26 protein-coding genes and 1 pseudogene are annotated in these 25,716 nt (G+C 51.4%); 9 read left to right on the top strand and 18 right to left on the bottom strand.

Annotated features, from left to right (window positions below):
* Positions 1–30: 30 nt before the first annotated feature.
* Complete coding sequence (locus tag NXS97_RS03015; RefSeq protein WP_072138050.1) at positions 31–1,062, bottom strand: NADP-dependent oxidoreductase; 1,032 nt, start codon at positions 1,060–1,062, stop codon at positions 31–33.
* Positions 1,063–1,519: 457 nt separating this feature from the next.
* Positions 1,520–2,134 (bottom strand): undecaprenyl-diphosphatase, encoded by a 615-nt coding sequence (locus NXS97_RS03010; protein ID WP_013025756.1) that lies wholly within the window; start codon positions 2,132–2,134, stop codon positions 1,520–1,522.
* Positions 2,135–2,861: 727 nt separating this feature from the next.
* On the opposite strand from NXS97_RS03010, the pseudogene NXS97_RS03005 reads away from it, so the two are divergent.
* Positions 2,862–4,406, top strand: a pseudogene (locus NXS97_RS03005) (methyl-accepting chemotaxis protein).
* A 189-nt stretch (positions 4,407–4,595) separates the two neighbouring features.
* Here NXS97_RS03005 and NXS97_RS03000 read toward each other — a convergent pair.
* The 4 genes from NXS97_RS03000 to NXS97_RS02985 all read right to left on the bottom strand — a co-directional run bounded on the left by NXS97_RS03000 (position 4,596) and on the right by NXS97_RS02985 (position 8,161).
* On the bottom strand, positions 4,596–5,267 hold the full coding sequence (locus NXS97_RS03000) for a winged helix-turn-helix domain-containing protein (RefSeq protein ID WP_116219727.1): 672 nt from the start codon (positions 5,265–5,267) through the stop codon (positions 4,596–4,598).
* Positions 5,268–5,490: 223 nt separating this feature from the next.
* On the bottom strand, positions 5,491–6,258 hold the full coding sequence (gene fetB / locus NXS97_RS02995) for an iron efflux ABC transporter permease subunit FetB (RefSeq protein ID WP_024471601.1): 768 nt from the start codon (positions 6,256–6,258) through the stop codon (positions 5,491–5,493).
* Positions 6,245–6,913: an iron efflux ABC transporter ATP-binding subunit FetA gene (fetA, locus tag NXS97_RS02990; protein ID WP_014593695.1), complete on the bottom strand. Its 669-nt coding sequence runs from the start codon at positions 6,911–6,913 to the stop codon at positions 6,245–6,247. Before fetA ends, fetB begins: the two co-directional genes overlap by 14 nt.
* Before the next feature lie 642 nt (positions 6,914–7,555).
* Positions 7,556–8,161: a sugar O-acetyltransferase gene (locus tag NXS97_RS02985; protein ID WP_019105229.1), complete on the bottom strand. Its 606-nt coding sequence runs from the start codon at positions 8,159–8,161 to the stop codon at positions 7,556–7,558.
* Positions 8,162–8,647: 486 nt separating this feature from the next.
* On the opposite strand from NXS97_RS02985, the gene NXS97_RS02980 reads away from it, so the two are divergent.
* Complete coding sequence (locus tag NXS97_RS02980; RefSeq protein WP_015700319.1) at positions 8,648–9,034, top strand: hypothetical protein; 387 nt, start codon at positions 8,648–8,650, stop codon at positions 9,032–9,034.
* Between the two features lie 137 nt (positions 9,035–9,171).
* Here the strand turns inward: NXS97_RS02980 and NXS97_RS02975 are convergent, their stop codons facing one another.
* Complete coding sequence (locus tag NXS97_RS02975; RefSeq protein ID WP_234033875.1) at positions 9,172–9,609, bottom strand: VOC family protein; 438 nt, start codon at positions 9,607–9,609, stop codon at positions 9,172–9,174.
* Between the two features lie 233 nt (positions 9,610–9,842).
* Positions 9,843–10,742: a LysR family transcriptional regulator gene (locus NXS97_RS02970; protein WP_116219728.1), complete on the bottom strand. Its 900-nt coding sequence runs from the start codon at positions 10,740–10,742 to the stop codon at positions 9,843–9,845.
* 98 nt (positions 10,743–10,840) lie between these two features.
* Here NXS97_RS02970 and NXS97_RS02965 point away from each other — a divergent pair, with 98 nt between their 5' ends.
* Positions 10,841–11,563: an SDR family oxidoreductase gene (locus NXS97_RS02965; RefSeq protein ID WP_014593700.1), complete on the top strand. Its 723-nt coding sequence runs from the start codon at positions 10,841–10,843 to the stop codon at positions 11,561–11,563.
* A 190-nt stretch (positions 11,564–11,753) separates the two neighbouring features.
* Here the strand turns inward: NXS97_RS02965 and NXS97_RS02960 are convergent, their stop codons facing one another.
* Entirely contained in the window at positions 11,754–12,650 is an 897-nt protein-coding gene (locus NXS97_RS02960; RefSeq protein WP_015700316.1) for a LysR substrate-binding domain-containing protein, read from the bottom strand.
* A 374-nt stretch (positions 12,651–13,024) separates the two neighbouring features.
* On the opposite strand from NXS97_RS02960, the gene NXS97_RS02955 reads away from it, so the two are divergent.
* The 3 genes from NXS97_RS02955 to NXS97_RS02945 are packed head-to-tail and all read left to right on the top strand — an operon-like array spanning position 13,025 to position 15,289.
* Entirely contained in the window at positions 13,025–13,708 is a 684-nt protein-coding gene (locus NXS97_RS02955; protein WP_116219729.1) for a nucleoside recognition domain-containing protein, read from the top strand.
* Positions 13,701–14,168, top strand: a complete 468-nt coding sequence (locus tag NXS97_RS02950; RefSeq protein WP_013025769.1) for a YjiG family protein — start codon at positions 13,701–13,703, stop codon at positions 14,166–14,168. Before NXS97_RS02955 ends, NXS97_RS02950 begins: the two co-directional genes overlap by 8 nt.
* A 17-nt stretch (positions 14,169–14,185) precedes the next feature.
* Entirely contained in the window at positions 14,186–15,289 is a 1,104-nt protein-coding gene (locus NXS97_RS02945) for a M20 peptidase aminoacylase family protein (RefSeq protein WP_116219730.1), read from the top strand.
* A 410-nt stretch (positions 15,290–15,699) separates the two neighbouring features.
* Here the strand turns inward: NXS97_RS02945 and arsC are convergent, their stop codons facing one another.
* The 3 genes from arsC to NXS97_RS02930 all read right to left on the bottom strand — a co-directional run bounded on the left by arsC (position 15,700) and on the right by NXS97_RS02930 (position 17,905).
* On the bottom strand, positions 15,700–16,128 hold the full coding sequence (arsC, locus tag NXS97_RS02940) for a glutaredoxin-dependent arsenate reductase (RefSeq protein WP_088900272.1): 429 nt from the start codon (positions 16,126–16,128) through the stop codon (positions 15,700–15,702).
* A gap of 49 nt (positions 16,129–16,177) precedes the next feature.
* On the bottom strand, positions 16,178–17,461 hold the full coding sequence (locus tag NXS97_RS02935) for an arsenic transporter (protein ID WP_089517349.1): 1,284 nt from the start codon (positions 17,459–17,461) through the stop codon (positions 16,178–16,180).
* A gap of 90 nt (positions 17,462–17,551) precedes the next feature.
* Complete coding sequence (locus NXS97_RS02930) at positions 17,552–17,905, bottom strand: metalloregulator ArsR/SmtB family transcription factor (protein WP_013025773.1); 354 nt, start codon at positions 17,903–17,905, stop codon at positions 17,552–17,554.
* A 310-nt stretch (positions 17,906–18,215) separates the two neighbouring features.
* Here NXS97_RS02930 and ycgZ point away from each other — a divergent pair, with 310 nt between their 5' ends.
* The gene (gene ycgZ / locus NXS97_RS02925; RefSeq protein WP_024471607.1) at positions 18,216–18,467 is read left to right on the top strand and encodes a regulatory protein YcgZ; all 252 of its coding nucleotides are present in this window, start codon (positions 18,216–18,218) and stop codon (positions 18,465–18,467) included.
* Between the two features lie 284 nt (positions 18,468–18,751).
* Here the strand turns inward: ycgZ and NXS97_RS02920 are convergent, their stop codons facing one another.
* From NXS97_RS02920 to NXS97_RS02905, 4 genes are all read right to left on the bottom strand, one after another.
* Complete coding sequence (locus NXS97_RS02920) at positions 18,752–19,561, bottom strand: Brp/Blh family beta-carotene 15,15'-dioxygenase (RefSeq protein ID WP_116219731.1); 810 nt, start codon at positions 19,559–19,561, stop codon at positions 18,752–18,754.
* On the bottom strand, positions 19,558–20,271 hold the full coding sequence (locus tag NXS97_RS02915; protein ID WP_014593707.1) for a bacteriorhodopsin: 714 nt from the start codon (positions 20,269–20,271) through the stop codon (positions 19,558–19,560). Before NXS97_RS02915 ends, NXS97_RS02920 begins: the two co-directional genes overlap by 4 nt.
* Positions 20,272–20,995: 724 nt before the next feature.
* Entirely contained in the window at positions 20,996–21,451 is a 456-nt protein-coding gene (locus NXS97_RS02910) for a hypothetical protein (protein WP_028715134.1), read from the bottom strand.
* A gap of 475 nt (positions 21,452–21,926) precedes the next feature.
* The gene (locus tag NXS97_RS02905) at positions 21,927–22,523 is read right to left on the bottom strand and encodes a GNAT family N-acetyltransferase (protein WP_022622780.1); all 597 of its coding nucleotides are present in this window, start codon (positions 22,521–22,523) and stop codon (positions 21,927–21,929) included.
* Positions 22,524–22,590: 67 nt separating this feature from the next.
* Here NXS97_RS02905 and NXS97_RS02900 point away from each other — a divergent pair, with 67 nt between their 5' ends.
* Positions 22,591–22,983, top strand: a complete 393-nt coding sequence (locus NXS97_RS02900; protein WP_116219732.1) for a VOC family protein — start codon at positions 22,591–22,593, stop codon at positions 22,981–22,983.
* A gap of 142 nt (positions 22,984–23,125) precedes the next feature.
* Entirely contained in the window at positions 23,126–23,800 is a 675-nt protein-coding gene (locus NXS97_RS02895; protein ID WP_116219787.1) for a glutamate racemase, read from the top strand.
* A 28-nt stretch (positions 23,801–23,828) separates the two neighbouring features.
* Here the strand turns inward: NXS97_RS02895 and NXS97_RS02890 are convergent, their stop codons facing one another.
* Together NXS97_RS02890 and NXS97_RS02885 are read right to left on the bottom strand one after the other, a co-directional pair.
* On the bottom strand, positions 23,829–24,929 hold the full coding sequence (locus tag NXS97_RS02890) for an NADH:flavin oxidoreductase/NADH oxidase (protein WP_116219733.1): 1,101 nt from the start codon (positions 24,927–24,929) through the stop codon (positions 23,829–23,831).
* A gap of 286 nt (positions 24,930–25,215) precedes the next feature.
* Positions 25,216–25,524, bottom strand: coding sequence for a DUF1471 domain-containing protein (locus NXS97_RS02885; RefSeq protein WP_013025782.1), 309 nt, complete (start codon positions 25,522–25,524; stop codon positions 25,216–25,218).
* Between the last annotated feature and the right edge of the window lie 192 nt (positions 25,525–25,716).

The raw sequence follows: 25,716 nt of genomic DNA, 5'->3' as shown, positions 1-25,716 counted from the left end.
TGACGTTGCATTTTGCCAGCCAGAGCGGGATTACGAGGCCACTTTAACGACCGTTTTCCCAAAGTTTTTGCCGTTCAGCATATCAATAAAGGCTTTAGGGGCATTTTCCAGGCCCTCAATGACGTGCTCGCGATACTGAATTTTCTTGTTCTCCACCAGCGGGGTCATGGCTTTCAGGAACTCCGGATAGCGATCGCCGTAGTCCTGGAAAATAATGAAACCCTGCATGCGAATACGGCGTTTCAGAATGCCTGCCATAATCAGCGAGGTTCTGTCCGGACCGGCAGGCAGCTCTTTCTGGCTGTAGGCGGAAACCAGCCCACAGACCGGCACGCGCGCGGCAGTGTTCAACAGCGGGAACACGGCATCGAACACTTTACCGCCCACGTTTTCGAAATAGATATCAATACCGTCCGGGCAGGCGTTTTTCAGCTGCTCTTCGAAGTCCTGACTGTGGTGATCGATACAGGCATCGAACCCCAGATTTTCAACGGCATGGCGGCATTTCTCTTCACCGCCAGCCACGCCGACCACGCGGCAGCCTTTCATTTTACCTAACTGGCCCACGGTGGCGCCCACCGGACCCGTTGCGGCGGCAACCACAAGGGTTTCACCTTCTTTCGGCTGACCGATATCCATTAACCCCATATAGGCCGTAAAGCCGGGCATACCGAGAATACCCAGCGCCCAGGAAGGATGGGGCAGATCGTTATCCAGGCGGGCAACATCGTTACCCCTGGAAACGGCATATTCCTGCCAGCCGCTCTGTGAAAGTACCCAGTCGCCTTCTTTAAACTCACCGTTTTTTGATGCGACGACCTGACAGACCGTACCGCCCACCATCGGCTGATCCAGCTCGGCCGGTGGCGCGTAAGATTTTCCCTCGTCCATGCGTCCACGCATGTAAGGGTCGAGTGACAGATAAATCGTCCGCAGTAAGATCTCGCCCTCTTTGATCTCAGGCGTTGGCTGCGCAACATAACGGAAATTATCTTCCGTTGGTTCACCCTGTGGGCGTGAAGCCAAAAGCCAGGCGTGATTTGTTGTCGATTGTTCAGTCATAGTGTCGTCCTTTGCATGGGCAAACCGCTGAGGCTTGCCGGGAATGAATGGCTAAAGTGTAGATGAGTGAAAAAAGCATGCTTAACCCTGCTGGCTGTTAACGTGCCGGCGGGAAAGGGTCAGAAGGGCGCGCCACTAAGCGCAGCGCCTCTTTTACGGGGCATTCGGATTGCTCTGAATCCACGGCGCGGAGTAGGGAAGAGGATGTCCCGGTTAATCGGATGCGGGCTGAGCACCCGGCGTCGCCCGTTTCAGGTTTAGCCTGACTGTTTAAACGCAGCGACATGACAAAAGCCTGCTTTGGATGATGTCAGCAGATCTGAAAACAGGTCAGTATGGCCTTCCTCTGACGCTGACGTTAATGCAGGACGCTGCCGAACACGCATCTTACGAGAACAATCCCAGCACTGGATACGCTTCAACGGCCTGCTTCACGCGCGCTCTGCGTCTGCGCCTGTCATCTTCTGTTGCTCGAGCGAACAAACTTAAAGGGTAAAAAGCTAAGGAGTAACAGTAATAGTGCTTCAAAAAGAGAGAGCAGCAATGCGCCCTTGTGTAGCCACATGCGTTGAGTCATCAACACGGCTATAACTGCCATCGCAAGTGATCCTACCATGTCTAATGGAAAATGAACGCCCAGAAAAATACGTGCCCAGGCGACCAGCGCTGACATCAGTGCCATTGCGATGCCGCCGAGCCAGCTGCGTCGTGCAAATAACGCCAGTGTGATACTCAAAAAAAGCGTACCGTGGTCGCTGGGAAAAGACGAGTCCGCCACGTGATCAATCCAGAGATGACCCAGCCGAATCATAAACGGGCGCGGATGGAACCAGACAGCAGAGCACAGGAAGCCCAGGGACAGTCCGGTAAATACCGTTGCTGCAGCAAACAAGGCGGTTCCACGTTCCTCTCGTCCACCGGCAAACCAGTAGATAAGCAGAATAAGCGGCAGCAAAAAAATCAGGTATTGAGCGCAGAAAATGCCAAAATCGATCAGCCATTCAGGCGTCCCGGGAAGGGCGTTGATTTTCAGGAATAAAGCCTGATTATATGTCTCAAGAGCATTGCCCATTTAGGTATGTGTCCGTTGGGAGAATAAAAGGCCTATTTTCCGGTCAAGACATTAAAGAAACCTTAACGTCATTATTTTTGTTTACTTTAAAAAAGCATTTTACTGTTACCTTCGCTCAGAAATCCTTCACAGAAAAAAATTGTGTTAAGTCGGTATGGTAACCATTACTTGATAAACATTGTACGCGCGCCTGTTTTAGCAATACATGAAGTTAAAGTTTACAGGCAGCATCAGAAGCGCCATCTTCAGGAGAAAGGTATTGGGCGTTTACAGTGAGTGTGAAAAAGATATTTATATCAAAGTGATAAATTAAAAAATGGGACGATTTTTATCGGTTTGGAAAGGTCATCGCACCCGGATAATAATGAAGACGATGGCGACCTGATTTATCGTATTGCCTGCTCTCAATTTTAATATGGAACGCATGGCAGAAAGAAAAAACGTTTGCTGAAATTGTCCTTGGAAGTTATGAAACTTTTTATAACAATATATTCAGCCTGCCTTCGTTATGGTCAGAACCGCATTAGTACTGGGCTTTGCGTCCCTGGTTTATCGTCTCGTCCGTTTTGTCCGCTATAAATTAACAATTCTGATCTATAAATAATGCCCGGTCCGCCGTTAAACGTACTAAGACGAGAAAAACTTCATTCGTAGCCTGCTTACCTGCGAATACTTTCAGCAATGCCAGTACGACACAGCAACGTATAGAACCATAAAGGAAAATAATATGAAAATAGCCACCCGTCTCGCAGCCGGTTTTAGTCTGCTGATTATCCTGTTTCTACTCTGCACAGGGATTGCACTTCACGCACTCCTTAAGGCGCGCGATGACATGGATAATGCGGTAAACAATAAAATGTATCGATACAACCTGATTCAGGATATGCGCAACTCGGCCAGGGACATCTCGGTGGCGGTAAGAAACATCGCACTGTTAACCGACGAAAAGGAAAAACAGCCGGAATGGGACAGGCTGATGGCGCAAAAGGAAAAATACATACTGAACCGAGACAAGCTGGCTACCAGCATGGCAGTGAACGTTTCAGAAGAAGGAAAAAACGCCCTTGAAAATCTGCGGGCAACGGATGATACAGCCCTGGATATGCTTACCCTCGCGGGTAAAACAGCCATGAACAAATCGCCGTCGGGAACGATCGATTACCTGATGAAAACAGTGAGGCCGGTACAACGTAAGATGTTAAACGCACTGGATAAACTTTCTGAAATCCAGATGCAGGTCAGTGAAAAAACGGTCAAAGATGCGAGGGAAACGGTATCCCAGACTGCAGTTCTGATGTCGGTGCTGGTGGCTCTCTCTTTTGGCATCGCCATCGCGGCGTGCTGGATTATTACCCGCACGTTAATGCGCCAGCTTGGCGGAGAGCCGGTGCAGGCGCAGGTTCTGGCAGCGGCTATCGCTTCGGGTAATCTGACATCGCCTGTCGTACTGCGACGTAATGATACGTCCAGCCTGCTGGCTTCGCTCAATGCCATGCAGACGAATCTGCGCAGCATGGTGACCCATATCAGGGATACGTCCTCCTCCGTTGCACTCGCTGCTGATGAGATCTCTCAAGGCAACACGGAGCTGTCATCCCGGACCGAGTAGCAGGCAGCCGCGCTTCAGGAGACGGCTGCCAGCATGGAACAGTTGACTGCCACGGTTAAGACGAACGCGATGAGCGCCCGGCAGACGGCTGAATCAGCCCGCGAGACCGCCAGTCTGGCACGCTCGGGCGAGGAAGACGTTAAGCGAATGTCAGAAACCATGCACGATATCTCGGTGAGTGCTACCAAAGTGCGCGACATCACCTCCGTCATCGAAAGTATCGCGTTTCAGACCAATATTCTGGCTCTGAATGCGGCGGTTGAGGCGGCACGGGCGGGTGAGGACGGGCGGGGCTTTGCTGTTGTGGCTGGCGAGGTCAGAACGCTGGCGCAGCGAAGTGCCAATGCGGCACGAGATATCAAAGTGTTGATTGAAGAGGCCGTTCATCAGGTCGAAAGCGGTGTGGTTGTCGCCTCAACAACAGGCGAGAGTATCCTGAAAGTGGTTGGCATGGTGAGTGAACTGGCTGAGACAATGGATACCATTGCCCTTGCCTCGTCCGAACAGATGCAAGGTATTTCTCAGGTTAGTGTAGCCGTGAATCAAATGGATGGGGTGACGCAGAATAACGCCGCACTGGTTGAGGAATCCTCTTCTGCCTCGCAGTCACTCTCTGAACAGGCGCATGCGCTGCGCGGAATGGTTGAGGCTTTTCGAGTCTGACGTCATCTCCGGATTCATTCATTCGGCTGGCCCGGTGTTCCGGGCCTTTTGGCCATCGCAACGCGCGGGCACTTGCTCACAAGCTGTTATTACGTCGCGCCTGACCGCGAAGACACATTTTACGCCGTGGTACATAATGCGTAAAAAAAGCGCGTAGATAAGGGTTTCCCCCTAAGGTTGCTAATGAGATCATGCTGGCTGCTGAAAAGTATAACCCAGCCGGCGGACGCTTCGAATCTGGTTGTCGGGTTCGATGCTCAGCTTTTTGTTTAGTCTGCACACCAGAACGTTGATCACGTCCTGATTTCGATAGTCAGCATCGGCATAGAGCTGATGCATCAATCGCTCTTTAGTGACGATTTTTCCGGCATTCTTCATCAGCGTCTCAATAATAATATATTCGAAGCAGGTCAGCGCGACGTCAGTTCCATTTTTCATCAATTGTCGGGAAAAGGTATCAAGCTCATAGGGGGGCAATTGGATCAGCGATGAGGCCTTGCCCTGACCACGGCGAACGATGGCATGCATACGCGCTGCCAGCTCTTCTGTATCCGTATCATCGTCAATAAAATCATCCGCGCCTGCGCCCAGGACCTTAATCCTGAGTGCTTTAGTGCTCTCCACCGCCGCAATCAGGACAGGTACGTCTATGCCTCTTTTACGGTAACGCGCTATCAACGCGCAGTGTTGATCCGTTAATTGATGACACCGGAAGAGAAACAGGTCAGGCGGGTTCTTTTTGATAAGACGGACTACGTCATTGCCTTCAAAAGCGATGTCGGCCACCATGCCCTGGCAGGACAACCGGGATGCCAGCTCGTGACCACAGGATTGCTCTTTTTCGACAATTAAAACGCGCATTTATTGTGATGCCCGACAGATAACGATGAACAAAAATTAACAAAAAAAAGCATTTTTTGCCAATGGTTAAGCATAAATTTAATGAATGTGTTTTACCTCGTTGTGTTGAAAATAAGCGATAACAACAGGACGACAGAGGTGAATTTAACAGGCTCACGCGTTGCGCAGCGATGTTACTGCCACGAGCAAAGGCGAGCACAGCCAGACTCGCGTTAAAAATCGCCTACAAGGTCATTTTGAGCTGTGCACGGGCAGTATAAAATCGCCGATAGGACAGGTAGGCTGCAATGATGGTCGACAAGCTGGCCGTGCCAATAAGCATAAACGTAACCATCATTTGGTACTTAATCGCTTTTAATGGATCAATGCCTGCGAAAATCAATCCAGACATCATGCCAGGCAAACTCACCAGACCGACCGTTTTAGCCGCATCCACTGTTGGGATCATGGCAGCCCGGATACTTTCACTAATGATGCGCGCTGAAGCCAGCTTTACCGGTGCCCCAAGACTGAGCATTTCCAAAATTTTTTGGCGGTTATCGCTAAAGCGCTGGTTCAGATTGCTGTAACACAGGCCCACCGCAATCATGGCATTACTGGCAATCATTCCCGAAAGGGGGATAACCTGCATGGGCAGAAACGCGATCGCACCGCTCAACACCAAAATAGCCAGCGTCATGACCGTTCCGCTGACGATCGCTACAAAGGAGATCACAACGGCATGCTCAATATTACGGCTGCGTTTTCCCGCGTTAATGGCGGCATTCACGCAAATAAACAGCACCATCAACACCGTCAGCCAGCTATTGTTGACAGCAAAAATCGACGTCAAAACATAACCGATAATGACCAACTGAATGATGGCCCGGGTTACGCTCCAGAGGATGTCTTTCCCCATACCCAGTTTCTCTTTTTGGCTGATCAGCATTGCCACGGCCACCAGGATCAGGGACAGCAGTAGCGAGGTGTCAGTAATATTATGCTGACTCAACATTATTCTCCTTTTCTGACGGCGCCAAACGTAACAGACGTGTGGCGTGCTGTATTTCATTAACATCATGGCTGACCCACACAACCGCCATCTGATCGCTGGTGACAAAGCTGTTAATCAACGCATGAACCACCCGTTTATTATCTTCATCCAGCGCGCTGGTCACCTCGTCGAGTAACAGGACATCAGGCACAAATTGCAGATGACAAAGCAGTGCGACACGCTGCTTTTCCCCACCTGAAAGTTGCTCAACCGGTTTATTCAGCATCTCCGGTGACAGATTCACGCTTTCCAGGGCTGCCACAAGGTGGTCGCGCTGGGGCTTCTGCTGGCGAAGTTGCCACGGCAGTGCCAGATTTTCATAGACCGTGTTACCGAATAGCTGTGGGGTCTGAAAGCAATAAGACACCCGCTGGCGATATTCTTCGGTGTTAAGCGCAGTGATATCCTGCCCCCTGAAGCGAATTTGCCCAGCGGTTGGGTTTAATAATAAAGCCATAATTTTGAGAAGTGTGCTTTTGCCGCTGCCGGAAGGGCCGGTCAGGACAAGCGAGTCTGCGTGATGAATCTGTAAAGAAACGGGGAGGAGTCGCGTGCGTCCCTGGCTTGAAAGCGTCACATCCTGTACGTCAAGCAGAGGTAAAAATGGGGTCATAACGCATCCTCAAAGAATAATAACCAGCAGGGATAAATGATTTTCGGTCTTAAATCCATAACAAGATAATTTCGTTTATGACGCCGATGCACACTGCCCATCAGGTGACAGATTCCAGACGTTCGGCCTTTGCCCGATAACCCCTTTTGCCTGCGTCAGTATTAGTGTGAAACCTAGTTGAAGTGAATAACATTGCGAGGAATTGTAATCACGAATCTCCCCTTCGGAGCAGAAATTTTTTATGTCTTTCCGTTAACACGATAACCGTGACTCCTGATGGTCGACGTTGCTTGACGTTACCCACCTCTGACGGCGATCGTTCTCCAGATCTTCTCTCCGGAGGGGCATGGCTTTCCTTGCGGGCTTGTACAGCAGCAATAAAAGCCATCACTTTTTAAATTGCTTAACGTTAATCTGAAGAATCGTCTTATAACGCGGCGGTGAATAGCCACAGCGTACAGAAAGCACTGCGGCAGCCTCGCTTATCTTCTGGCCCAGGCTCGCCAGTAAGCCCTCTCCAGCGTCGCTGCTCAGGACGCTGGTGCAATACCGGCAATAGCCTGCCCTGGTTTTGACTTCATGACCTGACTGACCTGTTCGGCCATAGCGATATTTCCTGTTCGATCACGCAAAATGCCGATCTCACCTTGGGGTTTTCCCTGGGCAAAATGCGGTGCGGGCACGGTCTTCGTCATTGATTTCGCGAATAATACGACAAGGGTTGCCTGCAGCAAGTACGCCTGACGGAATATCTTTAACCACGACGCTTCCCGCCCCGATGACAACGTCATTGCCGATGGTAATGCCCGGAACAATGCTGACACCTGCGCCGATCCAGACATTATTGCCGATGGTCACGGGAAGCGCATATTCAAGTCCCTGATTACGGCGTTCAGAATCCAGAGGATGGCCTGCGGTATAAATACCGACGTTTGGGGCGAGAAAAACATTATCCCCGATCACCACGTCCGCCCCATCAAGAATAACAAGATGATGGTTAGCATAAAAATTGTCGCCAACCCTGATGTTAGCGCCATAGTCACAGTAGAAAGGCGGTTCAATAACAGGGTTGTTGCCGCACTTTTTAAGAAGCCGCTGCAGGATAGCCAGGCGCGCCTCCTTATTGTCGGGTCGACTCAGGTTATAGTCATAACAGAGTGCCTTGGCCTGATCCCGGAGATGAAGAATGCGCTCATCGTAAGTGGCATCGTAGAGCTCACCATCAGGTACACAGGTTACATCGTTCATCGGCTTCCTTATCATTTTTTTGAAGATCGTTGTCCAGAAGACAGTGTATTCAATTTTTATTGCCTCAGGGACGAAAGGGCTACTCTGGCAGCACCAATGATATAACGTTGCACAGCAACGTTTTTAAAATCTGCATGTTATGCCCCATCCACAATATATTGTGCGAAAGTCATTTCGTTAAATCCCCGTGCATATATCGGTATTTCATTCAAAGAAATCTTTTAATCATTAACAACGTCATGCATTACGTTTGAGATGCTGATACTCATGGGCAGGGGTAAATGCAGGCCTGAACAGCCGTTTCCACTTCGACGTATGACGCGTAGCGACTTCGTGTTGCGACGCTGCGGGAGACCTGTGTCATTATGGGCGTGAAGGGCACGGATGCAGAGCACCTTGCCGCCTGCCATCAAGCCGATAAGACATAAAAACGTTGTTATTTCAGCGAGTCATCTTCAATAGTTTAGGACAAAAAAGGAGCGAGATATGCAGTCAGTGCATCTTATGGGAGAAGGCTATGAACCTCATGTCGTTCAGGAAGGGGGCAAACTGATCTACTCACTCCCTGTCGATTCGGGATTTATCACTTATGAATTTGCATTTGAGATTAAGCGGGAAGATCTTGATGTCCTGCTGACTGATAATTACCGACGCGCCGTTCTCGAAATTACTGCGCATACAGTGCTTCAGCATTCGACGCTAAAAGGAAATGACCGCTTAACCCAGCGCGATTTCGATAACCTCGTTGCCGACACGCTTCACTCAACACCCGAATTCCTGCAGAGCTTTATCTCTCAGATCAGTCATGATCACCATATTGGTATTGAAGGTTATGCACAAGACATCATGGCGCGACGTTCTTTGGCAAAATAACGATGTTGAGCACCGGGAATGCAGGCTTTATGATCCGTTCAGCATAGTCATCAAATACCGTTAGTGGACAGAGAACGATACCGGACAGCTGGTGGCACGCATCCTGCTGAAATAATACCGCTTTTGTTAACGGGCTTTTAATCAGAAGCCATGCTGCCAATGGCCTCAAGCCCCACTCGCTGTCCGTAAGAAAGCTCCAGCGTATTGCCATCAGGATCAGCGAAGAAAACGTAATAACCCACAGGATCACCCGCATTTTCAGGCTCTTTACGCAAAACACCTTCAGTGCGCGCCATTTTAATTTTCTTATCCATTTCTTCCCGGCTGGCACATGCCACGCCGAGATGCCCAAAGTGACCTAAGGGCGTGTCTGTGACCTTGTCTGACTGAACCAAAACCAGCGCAAATGGACGACTGTGATCACTGAGCCATGCCACTTTACGTGCATCCGGAACGTTGGGTTCGCGACGGTGGACAACAACCATACCGGCATAGCGTTCATAAAAAGCAATGCTCTTATCTAAGTCTCTGACAGCGAATGCAACGTGCGTAAAACCAACATCGACTATTTTCATATACCCAATCCGCCCAATGCGTAGCAAAACATGCATTCTAAAAGCTCAGGTTAAGTTTAGGTCAAGCTTAAAGACCGGTTTGAGCCGCTGAAAATATTCGAATGGGACAAACTGCGTCCTGTTATGGTGCCGTTGCGGAAGCATCATCCCTGTAAAGGGTTATTCAACCCACCTCCAACACCGCCCCTTCTTCAACACGCGGGTCTGATATGAAACAGAACCTGTGCAGGAATTTACGTCGATTGTTGCCGCCATTTCCTGACGTGGTCAATCAGGGCGCGAAGCTTTGGTGCCATATTGCGACGCTGAGGGAAATACAGATAGAAGCCTGGAAATTTTGGCAGAAAGTCATCAAGTACGGATACAAGCTCACCGCTCTCAATATAGGGCCTGAACGTTTCCTGAGTGGCCAGTGTGATGCCTCCGCCGGTTAGAGCCAGCCTCAACATCAGACGCAGATCATTAGTGGTAATTTGCGGCTCAATCGCAAGGTCGAACGCGCTTCCGTTCTCTTCAAATGGCCAGCGATAAGGCGGAATATGCGGGGACTGGCGCCAGCCGATACACTGGTGATGTACAAGATCGCGCGGATGAACAGGCAGGCCGTTGGCAGTGAAGTAGGAAGGGGATGCGACCACCATTTCGCGTTGCTCACCGGTCAGGGGAACCGCAATCATGTCTTTTTCAATGACTTCTCCAAGCCTTACGCCGGCATCGTAACCTGCAGCCACGATATCAAACTCTTCGTCCGTCACAACAATATCGAGCGTCACGGCCGGATTGGCCGCTGCAAACGAAGCGATCAACGGACCTGACAGGAATTCTTCCGCTATTGATGTCACCGCGATTCTGAGAAGTCCACGTGGCACAGGGTCAGAAACGATCTCTTCGAACGCAGCGTTAATTCCGGTTAAAGGTAATGACAGCGATTTATGCAGTCGTTCTCCCGCTTCCGTTAAATTAACCGCGCGGGTGGTGCGCATGACAAGCATCGTCCCGAAAGTATCTTCAAGCCGTCTTATTCCCTGACTGACCGCCGAACGAGTCACACCCAGCCGTGCGGCGGCTTTACTGGAATTACCTTCTTCTGCTACCGCGATAAAAACGGGCAAAAGGTTAAGATCGATTTTCATTGTTTAATGCTGCTAACCACTGAGTACATTGAAAGCAGGATACCTGAACTTATCGTAACGTCCTATTCTCTCTCCGAACCCATTTGAAGGAGAACGTTATGAATAAGGTTATATTAATTACCGGCGCATCCAGTGGTATTGGGGAAGGTATTGCCAGAGAGTTAGGGGCGACAGGCGCGAAGGTGTTACTGGGAGCACGCAGACTGGCGCGTATTGAAGCCATTGCAGCGGAAATCTGCAGCGCAGGCGGTATCGCGCAAGCACATTTGTTGGATGTCACAGACCGGGTATCTATGGCCGCTTTTGTTCAGGCCGCGCTTGATAACTGGGGCAGGGTTGATGTTCTCATCAATAATGCGGGCGTTATGCCGCTTTCACCGCTTGCAGCCGGAAAACAGGACGAATGGGAACGCATCATTGACGTCAATATCAAGGGCGTGCTGTGGGGGATTGGTGCCGTACTTCCGTTGATGGAAGCGCAGGGTTCCGGACAGATAATCAATATTGGCTCAATTGGCGCCCTTTCTGTCGTACCCACTGCCGCGGTCTACTGTGCTTCCAAGTTCGCCGTACGGGCTATTTCTGATGGCCTGCGGCAGGAAAGCTCAAAAATCCGCGTGACCTGTGTCAATCCTGGGGTGGTAGAAAGTGAACTGGCGTCGACGATTACCCATGCGGAAACGATGGCGGCAATGGACGCTTACCGTTCTGTTGCCCTTAAACCCGCGGATATTGCCCGTGCCGTAAGGCACATTATTGAAGCGCCTGAAAACGTTGACACAACAGAAATAACCATCAGACCCACAGCGTCGCCAAACTGAAGCCTGAGGTTAACTGTCATGTGCACTTTTCATTCAATACATCGGGAGCAACATTTACAGGGTAACGTTCTGTCTGTTATCTGACGCTGTGGATGCTGGGTGTTAAGCACATCTCTGTTATCAACAGGCATCCATCAGCATGAACGCATCTCAAAAATGTGGCCTTCAGTAAAGACAGGGATCTCAATATTTATTTGTCACGAAACGCATTGTGCAGAAGTCGCCACATATGATGAGCTGCGGGCGTAAAGCGCCTGTCCGAGTTCCGTAGCAGGTGACACTGGGCGCTACTGGCGATCGGGTGGTCGAGTGGAACAGCGACAAGCGCCCCCTGGCGAATGGGATCGGCAGCGGCGTAGGCCGTCATAAATGAGACGCCGAGCCCTGCCTGGCTGAGGTGCATGGCGGTGGAGAAGAGGTTGCATCGGTAGGCCGGGTGAAATTGCAAACCCTGGCTTTTGAACATCGCATTCATGTGCCGCTGCAGGCCGAAGTTCTCCGTCAGGGCAATAAGCGGATGAGCGGTCAACTCTTCAATGGTAATGCTGGCGCGATTGGCAATGGGGTGCTGCGGCGCGACGACGGCACAAATCGGCCCCCACTGGAAGCTGTGGCGCTTGAGTTCCGGTGTGCCGATAGGGCCAAAGGCCAGCGCCATATCCGCTTCGCCGCTCACGATATCGTTCATCATCTCCTGCATGCTGCCCACGACAATATCGACAAACACCTGCGGGTAATACTGGGCAAACTCACGCATGACGCCCTCAATAAACGCCGTGATCAATCCGCCGCCGATGCGCACCGAAATCGTCCCGCCGCGCATATGGCGCAGATCTTTAAGCTGACTCTCCAGCTTTTCGCGCCGCTGACGGCTGGTAAAATAATCCGCCGCCAGCAGGCGTCCCGCTTCGGTCAACACCACATTACGCCCGCGCCGTTCCAGCAGGGGAAGCTGCAGCGAACGTTCAAGCTGGGCAATCTGCCGGCTGACCACGGATGCGTTAACGCCGAGGATATCTGCCGCGCGGCGAATGCCGCCCTGGTTACCGACTTCATACAGATAACCCACCTGTTTATCCTGGAACATCTGCCACACTTCCTCGTTACTGTTGACCAGAGAGCAACAATAACATCATTTGATGGCTATTTATCAAGCCGTTTAAATAGTGATAATCAAATTAATGGCCAGGCGTTGAGAGAGCGTAAATAAAAAAGTAAAAGTGCTCTTATTGCACCAACAATGCGCCCCAAAAGGGGGCGGGAATAGTTTGTTGCGATTCGATGCAGGCGTAATGAAATAGCAATTCCCGGCAAAAAATTAAATTTCTTGCGAGTTTTAGCGAGGGGGTTTTATTGCGTCATTAATCTTAATAAAAGGCATTTATTTTACGGCTGGGCTATTCAGGCATGGATCCTGCTTAGTATCAGGACTTTTCCCTTACAGATGTAAAGAGAGATGATATGAGCGAACCAAAAACACTGAATGAGCCAGAAAAAGAGGCCACAGAGGCGTGGAACGTCGGGCCTGGCGCGTGGATCTCACTGGTCATCGTGCTGCTTGTCTTTTCAGGCTTCTTTTTCAAGGTTGACGGCATGGCATGGCTGGGCGCGTTTGATTTCACCACGCTTGGCGGCGCGTTCGGCACCATGAAGACGCCGGAAACCAACACCTTTATCGGCAGCGGCGGCATCAGTGCCAAAGCGGGTTTCCTCTTCGCGCTTTCGCTGGTGCCCACGGTGATGCTGGCACTTGGCCTGCTGGAAATCTTCACCCATTATGGCGCGATCCGCGCAGCACATAGATTACTCACGCCGCTGTTAAAACCACTGCTCGGCCTTCCGGGTTATACCGGCCTTGCGCTGATTACCGACCTGCAAAGTACCGATGCTGGCGCGGCATTAACGAAAGAGCTCTATGACAGCAAAAAGATCACCCGCAAAGACGTGGTGATTATGGGATCCTGGCAATACTCCGGCGCCGGGTTGATTAATAACTATTTTTCTATCGGCTCGGCGATGTTCGCTTCACTCACCATCCCGATTATTATTCCGTTGGTTTTAATGTTTGTGCTTAAATTCGTTGGCGCAGCCGTGGTGCGACTGGCATTAAATACTGTTTATAAGCGAGATTTCGACAATGAGTAATCAGGCAAAAGTCTCCAGTAATCCGTTTGATATTTTCGTAATTGGTGCGCGCAAAGGTTTTAATATTGCCATTAATAATTTGATGCCGAATGTATTAATGGCCTACGTGATCGCCGAAATGCTTAATTTGTTAGGGGTGATGCAGATTATTGGCCACGTGTGCGCACCGCTGATGGGGCTATTCGGCCTGCCCGGTGAGGCGATCACCGTGTTGTTAACCGCCTGGCTCTCGTCATCTGCCGGAACCGGCGTTGCCATCAGCCTGCTGAGCAAAGGCCAGCTTGATATCGGGCAGATCACGATTCTTGCGCCCGCCATCTTTTTGATGGGTTCGCAACTCCAGTACATGGGGCGCCTGCTGGGCGTGGCCGATGTACCGAAAAAGTACTGGCCGCTACTGATGGCGGTCAGCATTCTCAATGCCGTAATCGCCATGTTGATTATGCGCGTTATTGCCTGAGCATTAAGGAGTAAGACGTGTCACCTACACTTGAGCACTTTAATTACCTGCACCAGATCCCGGAACTGGGGTTCGAAGAGTACAAGACGTCCGCCTACATCGCGGGCGTGCTGGAGGCGGCAGGCTACCAGGTCACGCGCCAGGTTAATAACACCACCGGTATTGTCGCGGTGCTGGACAGCGGTAAGCCCGGCCCGACCTTAGCGCTGCGCGCCGATATGGATGCGCTGGGGCATATCATTGACGGCAAACATGTGGCGCGCCACACCTGCGGGCACGATGGTCACTCCACCGTCGTATTGACCACGGCCCAGGAGGTGATGGCTGAGGAGCGAGTGAGAAAGGGCAGGCTGAAGCTGATCTTCCAGCCTGCTGAGGAGTTAGGCACCGGCGCGATAGCCCTGACCGAAGGCGGCGTGTTGGATGATGTTGATATGTTGCTTGGCTTTCATCTGCGCCCGCTGGAGGAGTGCCCGATGGGCCAGGCCGTGCCGGCAATGTACTACTCCGCGTCCGCCACGGTGGAAGTGATGTTTCATGGCAAAGCGGCGCACGCTGCGCGCCCGCACTTAGGCGTTAACGCGCTGGATGCCGCCGCCCATGCGGTGCAGGCGGTAAACGGCATTCATCTTGCGCCCTCGCTGACATGGAGCGCGAAAGCGACGCGTTTTCTCTGCGATGCGGGCGTGACCAACTCGATTCCTGATCGCGCGCAGGTGTGCTGGGATCTGCGCGCCGCAGAGAACGAAGCGATGGATAGCCTCAAACCTCAGGTAATACGCGCGATTGAGAGCAGCGCCGCCGCGTATGGTGCGCGCGCGGAAATTCGCATTCTGAAAGAGATGCCCGCCGCGATTATCCATGACGAGGCAACAGCGGTTATCACACGTGCTATCCGCAGTGTGTTTGGTGAAACCGGCCTTATCGCGGCTAAATCGACACCAGGCAGTGAAGATTTCTTCCACTATCTGCGTCTTCGGCCTCAAATCAAAGGCGGCTTCTGGGGACTGGGCGCCAACCTGACGCCCGGCCTGCATCATCCGGAGATGCATTTTGACCGCGATGCGTTGGCGCTGGGAGTGAAAGTGTTTAAAGCCTGTGTGGAGGATGTGCTGGGCTGACGATCAGCATTACAGTGACGTGCCGTGCTCGTCGGATATCAGTATTGCAGAAGAGAGGGCCGACAATGCTGTCCGACGTTCGCGGCCATCATCGTGAAGCCGTTACGGGCATCCTTTTCAGGTGAGTGGCCCTGTGACTTGTACCCAAGCGTAAACGTTGCTTTTCGCCGGGCTTTGCTGTCTGCCGGGGAGGAGGTCACCGGTATCCGTCACCGTCACGGGGGGCCAATTTCACTCTCTTTAGCGATATCGGTTACCGGATGGGGCTGGTGGCACAGATGGCGACGAATGCCTAACCGAACGCCTCTGCCTGAAATGGCGAATCGGGTTGTTTTGTCGTGCGTCACAGGGTAAATACGGGACAAAGCGTCGGCTATGTTTTTGCTGCTTGTCGGCAAAACGCTGAAAAATCAGTGACCGATCCGGTTGCCGTACTCATCAATAACTTTTTCGCCATCCTCTTTCGTAAACGCTCCCTTCTGTGGCTCAGGCAGAATGCCCAGAACGGCCTCAGACGGACGACAGAGCCTTGTGCCGAGCGGCGTTACGACTATCGGACGGTTGATGAGGACAGGATGAGCCAGCATAGCATCCAGCAGTTCATCATCATTGAACCGATCTTCGGCCAGCCCCAGATGTTCATACGGCTCTGTGTTTTTGCGCAGCAGATCGCGCACGCGGATCCCCATATCCGCTATCCGTTTTTTAAGCTCGTCGCGGGAGGGTGGCGTCTCCAGATATAAAATCACTCTCGGCTCCACGCCACTGTTGCGGATAAGCGCCAGGGCGTTACGCGACGTCCCACAGGCCGGGTTGTGGTAAATGGTGATGTCAGTCATAAATAGCACTCCGTTACGGGGCTGCGCTGGCGCAGTCACGTTGTATAGGTTAAACAGAAAGACGCAGGGCCAGCGCCGCCAGCGCGACAAAAAGTACCGGCAGGGTCATCACAACGCCCACGCGGAAGTAGTTGCTCCAGCTGATGGTGATATTTTTCTGCGCCAGAACGTGTAGCCACAGCAGGGTCGCCAGGCTGCCGATGGGGGTGATTTTCGGGCCAAGATCGCAACCGATGATATTGGCGTAAATCATCGCCTCTTTCACCACACCCTCAGCCGTGCTGCCATCAATGGACAGTGCGCCAATCAGGACGGTAGGCATGTTGTTCATCACCGATGACAGAAAGGCCGTCAGAAAACCGGTGCCGAGCGTGGCGCCCCATACACCATGCTCTGCAAACCCGTTCAGGGCGGACGAGAGGTAATCCGTCAGTCCGGCGTTGCGCAGGCCATAAACCACCAGATACATACCCAGCGAGAAGGTGACGATCTGCCAGGGCGCGCCTTTCAGGACTTTACGGGTATCAATCACCTGTTCTTTACGGGCAACCAGCCACAGAATAAATGCCGCGACCGCAGCAACCAGACTGACCGGAACGCCGAGCGGCTCCAGAGCAAAAAAACCGGTCAGCAACAGACACAGAACCAGCCATCCGGCTTTGAAGGTTCGCACGTCACGAATGGCTTCCCGTGGTACCTTTAGTTTTGCCATGTCATAGGCGACCGGGATGTCTTTACGGAAGAAGAAGTGAAGCATAACCAGCGTGGCCGCCACGGATGCCATGTTGACCGGCATCATGACAGACGCGTATTCGCTGAATCCCAGCTTAAAAAAGTCCGCCGTCACGATGTTAACCAGGTTCGATACGATGAGTGGCAGGCTGGATGTGTCAGCGATAAAACCTGCCGCCATCACAAACGCCAGCGTTGCGCCGGGGCTGAAGCCCAGCGCCAACAGCATGGCAATGACAACAGGCGTCAGGATCAGTGCCGCCCCGTCATTCGCAAACAAGGCCGCCACTGCCGCACCCAGCAGAACACTATACGTGAACAGCAGCCTGCCTTTACCGCCACCCCATCGGGAAACGTGCAGGGCAGCCCACTCAAAAAAACCAGATTCATCGAGCAGCAGGCTGATGATAATCACCGCGATAAACGTGGCCGTCGCGTTCCAAACGATCTGCCAGACGGCCGTAATATCGCCGAAATGCACTACGCCCGTCAGCAGGGCCAGCGCAGCCCCGATAACAGCACTCCAGCCAATACTCAGCCCTTTTGGCTGCCAGATAACCAGTACCAGTGTCAGGACGAATATAGCGCCTGCCAGAAACATACTTTTTCCTTTTAATACAAAGTCTGGTAAACAAGACGTAAGACAGCCCTGCAAACAGATATGAAAAATCATATGTGTTTGAGTAAATTTTTAAATGCAGACAGGCTTGCCGTTGGTGGTCGCGTTATTCCTTTCAGCCTGCTGGCTGAGTTGCAGAATGTCATCGCGCTGACACAGGTAAGCCTGCTCGATCACCATAGCAGCCCATGCGGGCATGTGTGGTGACAACCGATAATGAATCCATTTGCCGTCACGCCTGTCAATAAGCAGACCACTGTCTCTGAGCAGTGCCAGATGCCGTGAAATTTTAGGCTGACTTTGCCTCAGGATTGACGTGAGTTCACAGACGCAAAGCTCGCCTTTTTCACGCAACAGCAGTACCAGACTGAGGCGTGTTTCATCCGAAAAATTTTTGAAAAGCTGAAGAGGCTGAAGTTGAGGCATGCTGACTCCTGATTACGGAACAGAAGACATTGTTGCTGTCTGTCTACGGCGAGTCAATAACATATTTGCTAATTCATATGTATTGACTCACTCATGGCTCATCTTCGGATATTCCGTCCAGGGTTTACCTGCACAGTAAAGCCAGGGATCATTTACGATTCGGTAAAGGGGATTAAATCATATTGCGTAAAGGCACGTTTTGCTAAAGAGAACGATCGTTTCCTAAAATACACTTCAACAGCTGATATCAAGCCTACAACTTTATAAACAAGTAACAGTAAACCCTTAAATCGCGTTCCCAGCGCTGACATTGTACAAAAACGCCTCCAAGCCCGACGCCATGAGCGCCATTGCACGCTACTTCGACAGTGCGTCACTGCCTACTCAGCAGGAAACGCTGGGAAGCATTGCGTCAGAAATCCTTTGCGCAGGAAAAAGCCTGAACCGCACGGCCATTTGTAGCAAGCTTGTCCGTCGCCTGGAACTGGCAGGAAGTGCAGAAGAAGAGCAGCACTACTGTGAACTCCTTCGTATTTTATTCGGCCCTAAAGCCGGGAACTGATGCCCTACGACTGCCAGGCTGAACCCCAATACTCGTTTTTCCCACTCATCTCCCTCACGTTAACCGCTTTTGCCGCTGCATAATTCCTGAGGCATAATCTTACGCCGTCATTACGCACACGTTCAGAGCCGTGGCCTGGAGATATTCAGGGGAACGCTGAAACGCGCGCAGTGGTTACATCGAAAAGTGATACCCCCTGGTTATCATGTCTCAAAACCGGACATTTATATGCTGACGCCAGTTAACTCTCTGCTTACTGCGAAGCGTACCTGTTACTTCTGAGATTATTCACTGTTACCTGGCTCAAAGTACGGAGTAATCAGCATATGAGGAATAGCGAGAGAAGCGAGCGCAGCAAATAGCGATTTAATGTCTGCGTCACTAGAGGGGTACATGATACAGGCTGTCACGGCCGCCAGCAGAATTGCCGCTAAAAGCACCGGCCAGGTCGCATAAAGGTAACCTGTGTAATGAGCATAACCCAACTGAATTCGACGTAACCGGGTTTGCGGCAGGGCATGCAGAATTAAAAAACCCATGGAAAAGCCGACAAAAGGTGGAAGGATCAGCAAGGCCAGCGTTCCGGTAATGAGCCGCACATCGTGACGAATCAATCCGGTGATAATCAGGCTAAGGGTACAAAGTGCGCCCGCGTTAGCCATGAAAAACGTCACGGAACTGAGCAGTGAGGGTGTCAGTCCTGCCTGGTGAAGGATGATGTTGTATTCTCGCAGGTGGAAGAAGGCTGGGGTCGCTATCATGCTGACTCCTCTGGCAAGGCGCTCTGTCATCCCTCCCTTTGGCGCATCCTCAAGGGCAAAATGCAGCGCAGATGCCAGCAAGAAACCGGGTAATGCCAGTGCCGGCGACCAGTGCCACCAGAACAGGCAAAGCAGGATGATCACGCCATAAGCCGCCAGGAATGGCAACTTACGCCCGCGTTTTACTATTGCCAGATCGCTGGCACCGTGTGCCATGCCAATCACACCTATTGCTACTATGGCAAACATTAACTGTACGCGCAGCGGACTGAAAGAGGCAGCCAGCGCTGCCCCCCACAGTCCTGTCCAGCTGGCAGTTTGCCGCAGACTCATACCCGCACAGCACCATCTGATGTGGAATGGCGCAGCGCTTTTTCAAGGCTGGATGCAGCGTAAAAGGCGTAAAACACCTTGGCGATGATATCAAGAACCAGGAATGCCCATACGGACGCAGGGTCGGTGATGACTTTTAATCCTTCCGGACCGACAAGGAAAACGATAGGGTAGATAAACCAGACCACCGTCAGCAATGCGACGTTTTTGTTGTAAGCGACCGCCATCGCCCTGCCGCGCCCAGCGGCAATCGTACGCAGCGGTCCCCACAGGAGGTAAACCACGCCAAGAAACGCAGCACAGGACCAGAGATACCACACCCATTTTGCGGCGAACGTTGTCGCCAGTGCAGAGACCAGACCGGTAATAATCATCATCACATCCAGAATGATGATAGCCGTTAAAAAACCACCCATCTCACCCGGTTTACTCTGTTCATGAAAGGCGACCATAACCAGCCCCGCCAGTAATACAGGCGTAGTGACGGACCAGTCTGCATAGCGGGCGAGATAAACGATGCTGCCACTTTCGGTCGCCAGATTACCGAAACCAAATGCCATTGCCAGATAAGCGGTTGCCGCAATAAAAGGGACCGAGGCATGCATTAACGTATGATGCCGGAGGGGGAATATTTTTTTGCCTGAGGCATAAATCACCAATGACGCAAGTGCCATGACCGAAAACCCGATCAAAAATGCGGTTTGATCCATAATACTTTCTCCTTGCACAGACGCCCTCACAGGGCCGTTTGCGCTGCCATAAATTGAAATTGTTTTATATTCCGAATGAGAATATGCATAAAGTATATGACGTGCCGTTCAAATTGCTAATGATGCAACAGTGTGGACGGAAACTTCGGCGAAATACATTGAATAAGTGATTCTTTATTCGTCGAGTCCGGAGGGGTAAATGTAAAAATCTGTTTCACCAATTTTCATTTTTAACAATTTGTATCCAATGAAAAAATAGGGGAATTTTATTTTTTCTTTTAATATTATTAAGTTAAATTTTTTTTGTGGTCTTAGGGAATTTGAAGGTAAATAATATGAAAGAGAAAAAATTATATTATTCGCTAGAGAAAATAAAACACTGTACTAAGTAAAGGATAAGGTTTCTAAACAGGTCAATGGCGCTGTGTTAATTGGCACTTTATATAATAACAGGTAGTTACTACGTCGCTGGCGTGATTTTCTAAAAGAAACCAGCTGGCTTAATATGGCGGTCGTGACCTACTCTCATTGATCAATACATCGCGATTTTAGTCATGTCCGCTCTTGACACAGATCGGACATGAATTCAGTGCGATTTTGGCTGAGAGCAACCAGCGGGGTAGCTCTTAATGGAAATGTCTGCGTTTTCATTCACCCACTACGTCACCATAAATTATGGGGATATCGTTTCTGATTTGCCCGGAAAATGTTTTGGTGGAAAATTTCAAACGCGACAAAGCTCGTTGGCACTTACTTTCCATTCGTCAACCTGAGCGGGATGTTCAAAAGAGTAATAGACGCGAGCATCCTCAGGCAGAATATTACGCAGTGCCTGCATACAATTGGCCTCGCAGGGCCGCAATTCAATATAGGCAGCCGTGATAGGTATTACATCATCGGTGGAATAGCGCTCGATGCGGTCTATCGCGGCAACTAGCGCCGCCATTTCGCCATGTAGCCTGACCCAGTTATGGGTATAGATTCCTGGTGGCATGCTTACCTGCATCCGACTGTTTCCGAACGCATAACGAATATTCCCCCGAAGCCTGTACTCGACTACTGCACAGCAAGACTCAGGACCGAAACCAGGTTGTTCCACTCGTTTCTTTTTGTCCTCCAGCGTGCGCCTGACAATCGGATAACCGGAATTGAGAGAGTATTCAGTTTTTATAAGTTGCATCAGAGACCCTTATACTTAAATATTATTAATAAATTATATGGATTTCCGGCGCGAAATTCCATATAAAAGGGCACTAAGGGGCTGGGAAAGTTAAGGTATGCTTAATAATAATTAGCGAGATTTAATCATCCTGCGTTTTCCTTCGGCTTTATCAGCACGATACCTGCCGCTCCGCATCTGTACTGGCCCACTTCATATCTGTCGTTCTGTCCAGCCAGTCCTTTATGGTTCGGGTCAGTAAGTATTCCGTCTGTAGTCATGACGGCTCAATCATCGGGTTTACCAGAGCCAGTGGAAATTTTACAGAGATGCGCTTTGTCGATGCCATCCCGCGGGGGAGAGCCACATTACTCCTGCAACAGGCCAGTCATGATCAGGGCGTTAATCAACTTGATGTTGATGAACAGAATCATCAGGCGGTTGCCTTTAACAAAAAGAAAGGCTTTATCAGGACGGGCCGCTTTGAGCCTGATGGTCAGGGAAGGCGCTGTGCGTCATTGCATAGGCAACGAGCGTGAATATCAGCCGCATTATCTGCTGCCACCAGCGCCTGCCATGCTTGTTGTGTGATCGAATAAAACAGGCTGGGCGGCGCATTATCCACATCATGAATCTCTTTAAGAAATCGCAACCCGGTTTTTTCCAGCACGCGGATAGAGGCGTGATGATGGCTTCTTACCCGGGCTGATATCGTATCCAACCCCAGTTCGCGAAAACCATACTCCAGCGCGAAGCGCGACAGCTCCGTAGCGTAGCCCTTACCCCATGCGCTGGTGGCAAACCGATAGCCAAGATTATGAATGGTTTCGTCACCGTGAATGCGAACGCTCAGCCCACCGAAACCGATAAGGGTATCCGGTGCATCCTGGGTTGCTATCGCCCAGCTGTCATAGCCATAACGCTGGTACGATCGCAGTCTGTCGGCCAGCACCTTTTGCGCGTGAGCCAGGTCAGGATAAGGGCCTGCCGGGTTAAACGTATTGGTCGCGGGATCACCGTAAATCCTGAACAGATCCTTGTCATCGGAAGGGCGCATAGCTCTGAGCAATAAACGCGGGGTCTGAAGATGCACTATAAACCTCAGTGTAAGGCCATCTGAATGGCATATTATTAGCGCGTTTACCCGACGAGGAAAAGAGATGACGATTCAGCAATTGCGTATTGCCCGACCCGTTACTGATTTAGCCGAGAGCAGCGCAATGTACTGTTCGGGCCTGGGCCTGATGCCCATTGGGGAATTCACCGATCACGAGGGATTTAGTGGGGTGATGCTGGGCGATGAAACCCTGTCCTGGCATCTGGAATTTACCCACTGCCATCACCATCCCGTCAAACCGGCTTCAACAGCCGAGGATCTTCTGGTGCTGTATTTGCCCAGTGAAACGGACTGGCAGCAACGCTGCCTCAGCCTGACCCGCGCAGGTTTTACGCGCGTATCATCGTTTAATCCCTACTGGGCTGAAAACGGCGCTACCTTCCAGGATAAAGACGGTTATCGTACGGTGCTTCAGCACGGCACCTGGCGATTGTAGTCCTCTTTTTCAGCCTCATCCCTTGAACCTGCCTGACGTCACAGAGAGCAAGTAATAAGCGTGCGGTTAACGTGAACGACTGACGCAAAACCGCCAAATATGTGAGGCGGGCAAGGGCTTGGTGGCCGGGGAAACGCGTGGCATGATGAGGGACATCTTTCAGCCTAAGAGCCAACACGTGATCAATATTGCCTGCTTACATACCGCCGCCAGCAATATCGCCATTTTTGACGATGCTGCCCGTCAGCTTGAGCTGGGCCATCTGCAGCTCAGCCATCTGGTCATGCCGCACCTGCTGGCTGAAGCTGAAGCCAGCGGCGGACTGACCGCAGGACTGCACGAGCGGCTGGTTGCTCTGTTACGGGATCTGCAACCGCACTTCGATGTCATTCTGATCACCTGCTCGACATTAGGGCCGGTTTCCGAAGCCTTTACCTCATCCCGACAACCCTGCGCTGTCTGGCGTACCGACGGCATGTTGGCAAAAGCCGTGCATCAGAGCGCAAAAAAAACGGTGGTGCTCTGTGCGGCAGAATCCACGCTTGGCGCAACGCGTGCGCTGTTCTGTACCGACGGGCAAACGCCGGAGATCCGCCTGATTCCCGAAGCCTGGCAGCACTTTAAAGCGGGAGATGGAGCGGGATATTTTCACTGCGTACGTACAGCGGTGGAACATGCCTGGCAGCAGGGCGCAGAGCGGGTGGTATTGGCACAGAGTTCGATGGCACCGGTTGCGCAGCAGTTTCCGCCTGAACGTCAGCCCCTGTCAGGTCCGCATCTGGCGCTGCTGCAGTGTCACCAGCAGGCTAACCGTTAAGGCCGCAACCTGGTGCGGCCAGGGTCAGTTATTCGTCCTGCGTCAGCGTTCCTTTCGCGCCATGGGGTTCTGAGCGCAGATACTGCGGCGGTGCTTTGACATTGGCATTGAATTCGGCCGCGGCGTGCCATGGCCAGCGTGGGTTATACAACATGCCGCGCGCCAGGGCGACCAGGTCGGCTTCCTCCTGTTGCAAAATATCTTCAGCCTGCTGTGGCTCGGTAATTAAGCCTACCGCAATCACCGGAATGCCAATCTGCTGGCGGATGTCGCGTGCAAAAGGAACCTGGTAATTTGGCCCGACCTTAATCTGCTGTTGTTCCGACAGTCCGCCGCTGGATACGTGGATGTAGGCACAGTTCAGGGATTCAAGCTGCTTAGAGAAGGCAATGGACTGGCCGACATCCCATCCGCCTTCTACCCAGTCGCTGGCCGAAATACGCACCCCAACCGGAATCTCTGCGGGTACGGCTTCACGTACCGCATGAAACACTTCCAGGGGATAACGCATTCTGTTTTCCAGCGAGCCGCCGTATTCATCACTTCGCTTGTTGGATAAGGGAGAAAGAAACTGGTGGAGCAGGTAGCCATGCGCGGCGTGAACTTCAATTAATTCTATTCCCAGACGAACCGCGCGTTTTGCCGTTGCGACAAAGGCATTTTTAACGCGCTCAAGATCGCTGGCCTGCATCTCCAGCGGAGGATGCTCGCCATCACTGAACGACAGGGCAGAAGGGGCCTGGGTTTGCCAGCCGCCATCCTGAGGCGCAATCTGTTCGCCACCTTCCCAGGGAACGGTGCAGGATGCTTTACGCCCGGCATGGCCGAGCTGAATGCCGATCGGCATATCTGAGTACTGACGAATATCCTGCAGAACCTCGCTCAGCGCCGTTTCTGCTTCATCGTCCCATAAGCCTAAATCGCCATAGGTGATCCGGCCGATGTCCTCAACGGCGGTAGCTTCAATAATCAACAAGCCTGCACCCGATAAGGCAAGATGGCCCAGATGAATACGATGCCAGGCGGTCGCACTGCCTTCATCAGACGAATACTGACACATTGGCGCAATGACTATCCTGTTATCCAGGGTTAACTCACCAAGAGAGAAAGGGGAAAAGAGCTTGCTCATAAAAACCTCATTGTCGGCGCAGGGGGAAAGTGTGTTGAAAACTATAGTGGCTGATGAGCAAACGCGTACTTCTGGCAGCGTAACAATTTATTGAACAGCCTTATTTAGTTACAGCATACATAAGAAACATGAAGATCAGGCAGAATATGTAAAGCGATCACGGCCTGAAAAAGATGAGATAACGTTGCGTAAGCAGGGGAAAAAGGGAACCCCTGCTGTTATTGCCGAAGATAACAGCAGGGTTCAGGGTGGCTAATAACGCATTGCGAAGAGTGATCGGTCACAATCAGGCTCTCTGCAACGCCTTCTCGTCAAGCGCATACAGCGTCGCGGTGGCTTCCAGAATATGCTGCTGATCGTTACCCGGTTTATGGGAATCAACGTGGGTAATGTGATAGCCCACAGCACCCGCCTCCGTTGCTTTGCGCAGCAGGGCATCCGTGATTTCTTCCATCGATGTCGCCCAGGTGACGGTTGTCACGCCCATCGGCTTGATGGCATTTTTTTCATCCTGAGACAAACCTGTACGGATAAACACAGGGCTAACGGTCTGAGGAGAGAAGATAGACAAAATATCCTGAACAAGTGCTTTCATTTTCGTGCTCCTGAGTATCTGAAATTACGGCATCACGCGCCTGTTGAGCGCCATCGATTTTTTAATTCATTCGCCATGAGTTCGATTAACGCGGTCATGTTAAGGACTGTCGGCAAAAGTTATAAAATACCTTTTCTGGTTAACGAATTTGGCTTTTCTTGCTAATCAGATGCTTATGAAAGCTTCAGCCAC

This window comes from Pantoea sp. B623, from assembly GCF_024814475.1.
In the GTDB taxonomy this organism is placed as follows: domain Bacteria; phylum Pseudomonadota; class Gammaproteobacteria; order Enterobacterales; family Enterobacteriaceae; genus Pantoea; species Pantoea ananatis.
The sequence above is the reverse complement of the archived record's forward strand: the minus strand, read 5'-3'. Positions and strand labels throughout refer to the sequence as shown.

Coding starts and splice junctions, on each gene's coding strand:
- NXS97_RS03015 (WP_072138050.1), bottom strand. CDS start 1,062: ATGACTGAACAATCGACAACAAATCACGCCTGGCTTTTGGCTTCACGC.
- NXS97_RS03010 (WP_013025756.1), bottom strand. CDS start 2,134: ATGGGCAATGCTCTTGAGACATATAATCAGGCTTTATTCCTGAAAATC.
- NXS97_RS03000 (WP_116219727.1), bottom strand. CDS start 5,267: ATGCGCGTTTTAATTGTCGAAAAAGAGCAATCCTGTGGTCACGAGCTG.
- fetA (WP_014593695.1), bottom strand. CDS start 6,913: ATGACCCCATTTTTACCTCTGCTTGACGTACAGGATGTGACGCTTTCA.
- NXS97_RS02985 (WP_019105229.1), bottom strand. CDS start 8,161: ATGAACGATGTAACCTGTGTACCTGATGGTGAGCTCTACGATGCCACT.
- NXS97_RS02980 (WP_015700319.1), top strand. CDS start 8,648: ATGCAGTCAGTGCATCTTATGGGAGAAGGCTATGAACCTCATGTCGTT.
- NXS97_RS02975 (WP_234033875.1), bottom strand. CDS start 9,609: ATGAAAATAGTCGATGTTGGTTTTACGCACGTTGCATTCGCTGTCAGA.
- NXS97_RS02970 (WP_116219728.1), bottom strand. CDS start 10,742: ATGAAAATCGATCTTAACCTTTTGCCCGTTTTTATCGCGGTAGCAGAA.
- NXS97_RS02965 (WP_014593700.1), top strand. CDS start 10,841: ATGAATAAGGTTATATTAATTACCGGCGCATCCAGTGGTATTGGGGAA.
- NXS97_RS02960 (WP_015700316.1), bottom strand. CDS start 12,650: ATGTTCCAGGATAAACAGGTGGGTTATCTGTATGAAGTCGGTAACCAG.
- NXS97_RS02955 (WP_116219729.1), top strand. CDS start 13,025: ATGAGCGAACCAAAAACACTGAATGAGCCAGAAAAAGAGGCCACAGAG.
- NXS97_RS02950 (WP_013025769.1), top strand. CDS start 13,701: ATGAGTAATCAGGCAAAAGTCTCCAGTAATCCGTTTGATATTTTCGTA.
- arsC (WP_088900272.1), bottom strand. CDS start 16,128: ATGACTGACATCACCATTTACCACAACCCGGCCTGTGGGACGTCGCGT.
- NXS97_RS02935 (WP_089517349.1), bottom strand. CDS start 17,461: ATGTTTCTGGCAGGCGCTATATTCGTCCTGACACTGGTACTGGTTATC.
- NXS97_RS02930 (WP_013025773.1), bottom strand. CDS start 17,905: ATGCCTCAACTTCAGCCTCTTCAGCTTTTCAAAAATTTTTCGGATGAA.
- NXS97_RS02920 (WP_116219731.1), bottom strand. CDS start 19,561: ATGAGTCTGCGGCAAACTGCCAGCTGGACAGGACTGTGGGGGGCAGCG.
- NXS97_RS02915 (WP_014593707.1), bottom strand. CDS start 20,271: ATGGATCAAACCGCATTTTTGATCGGGTTTTCGGTCATGGCACTTGCG.
- NXS97_RS02910 (WP_028715134.1), bottom strand. CDS start 21,451: ATGCAACTTATAAAAACTGAATACTCTCTCAATTCCGGTTATCCGATT.
- NXS97_RS02900 (WP_116219732.1), top strand. CDS start 22,591: ATGACGATTCAGCAATTGCGTATTGCCCGACCCGTTACTGATTTAGCC.
- NXS97_RS02895 (WP_116219787.1), top strand. CDS start 23,126: ATGATGAGGGACATCTTTCAGCCTAAGAGCCAACACGTGATCAATATT.
- NXS97_RS02890 (WP_116219733.1), bottom strand. CDS start 24,929: ATGAGCAAGCTCTTTTCCCCTTTCTCTCTTGGTGAGTTAACCCTGGAT.
- NXS97_RS02885 (WP_013025782.1), bottom strand. CDS start 25,524: ATGAAAGCACTTGTTCAGGATATTTTGTCTATCTTCTCTCCTCAGACC.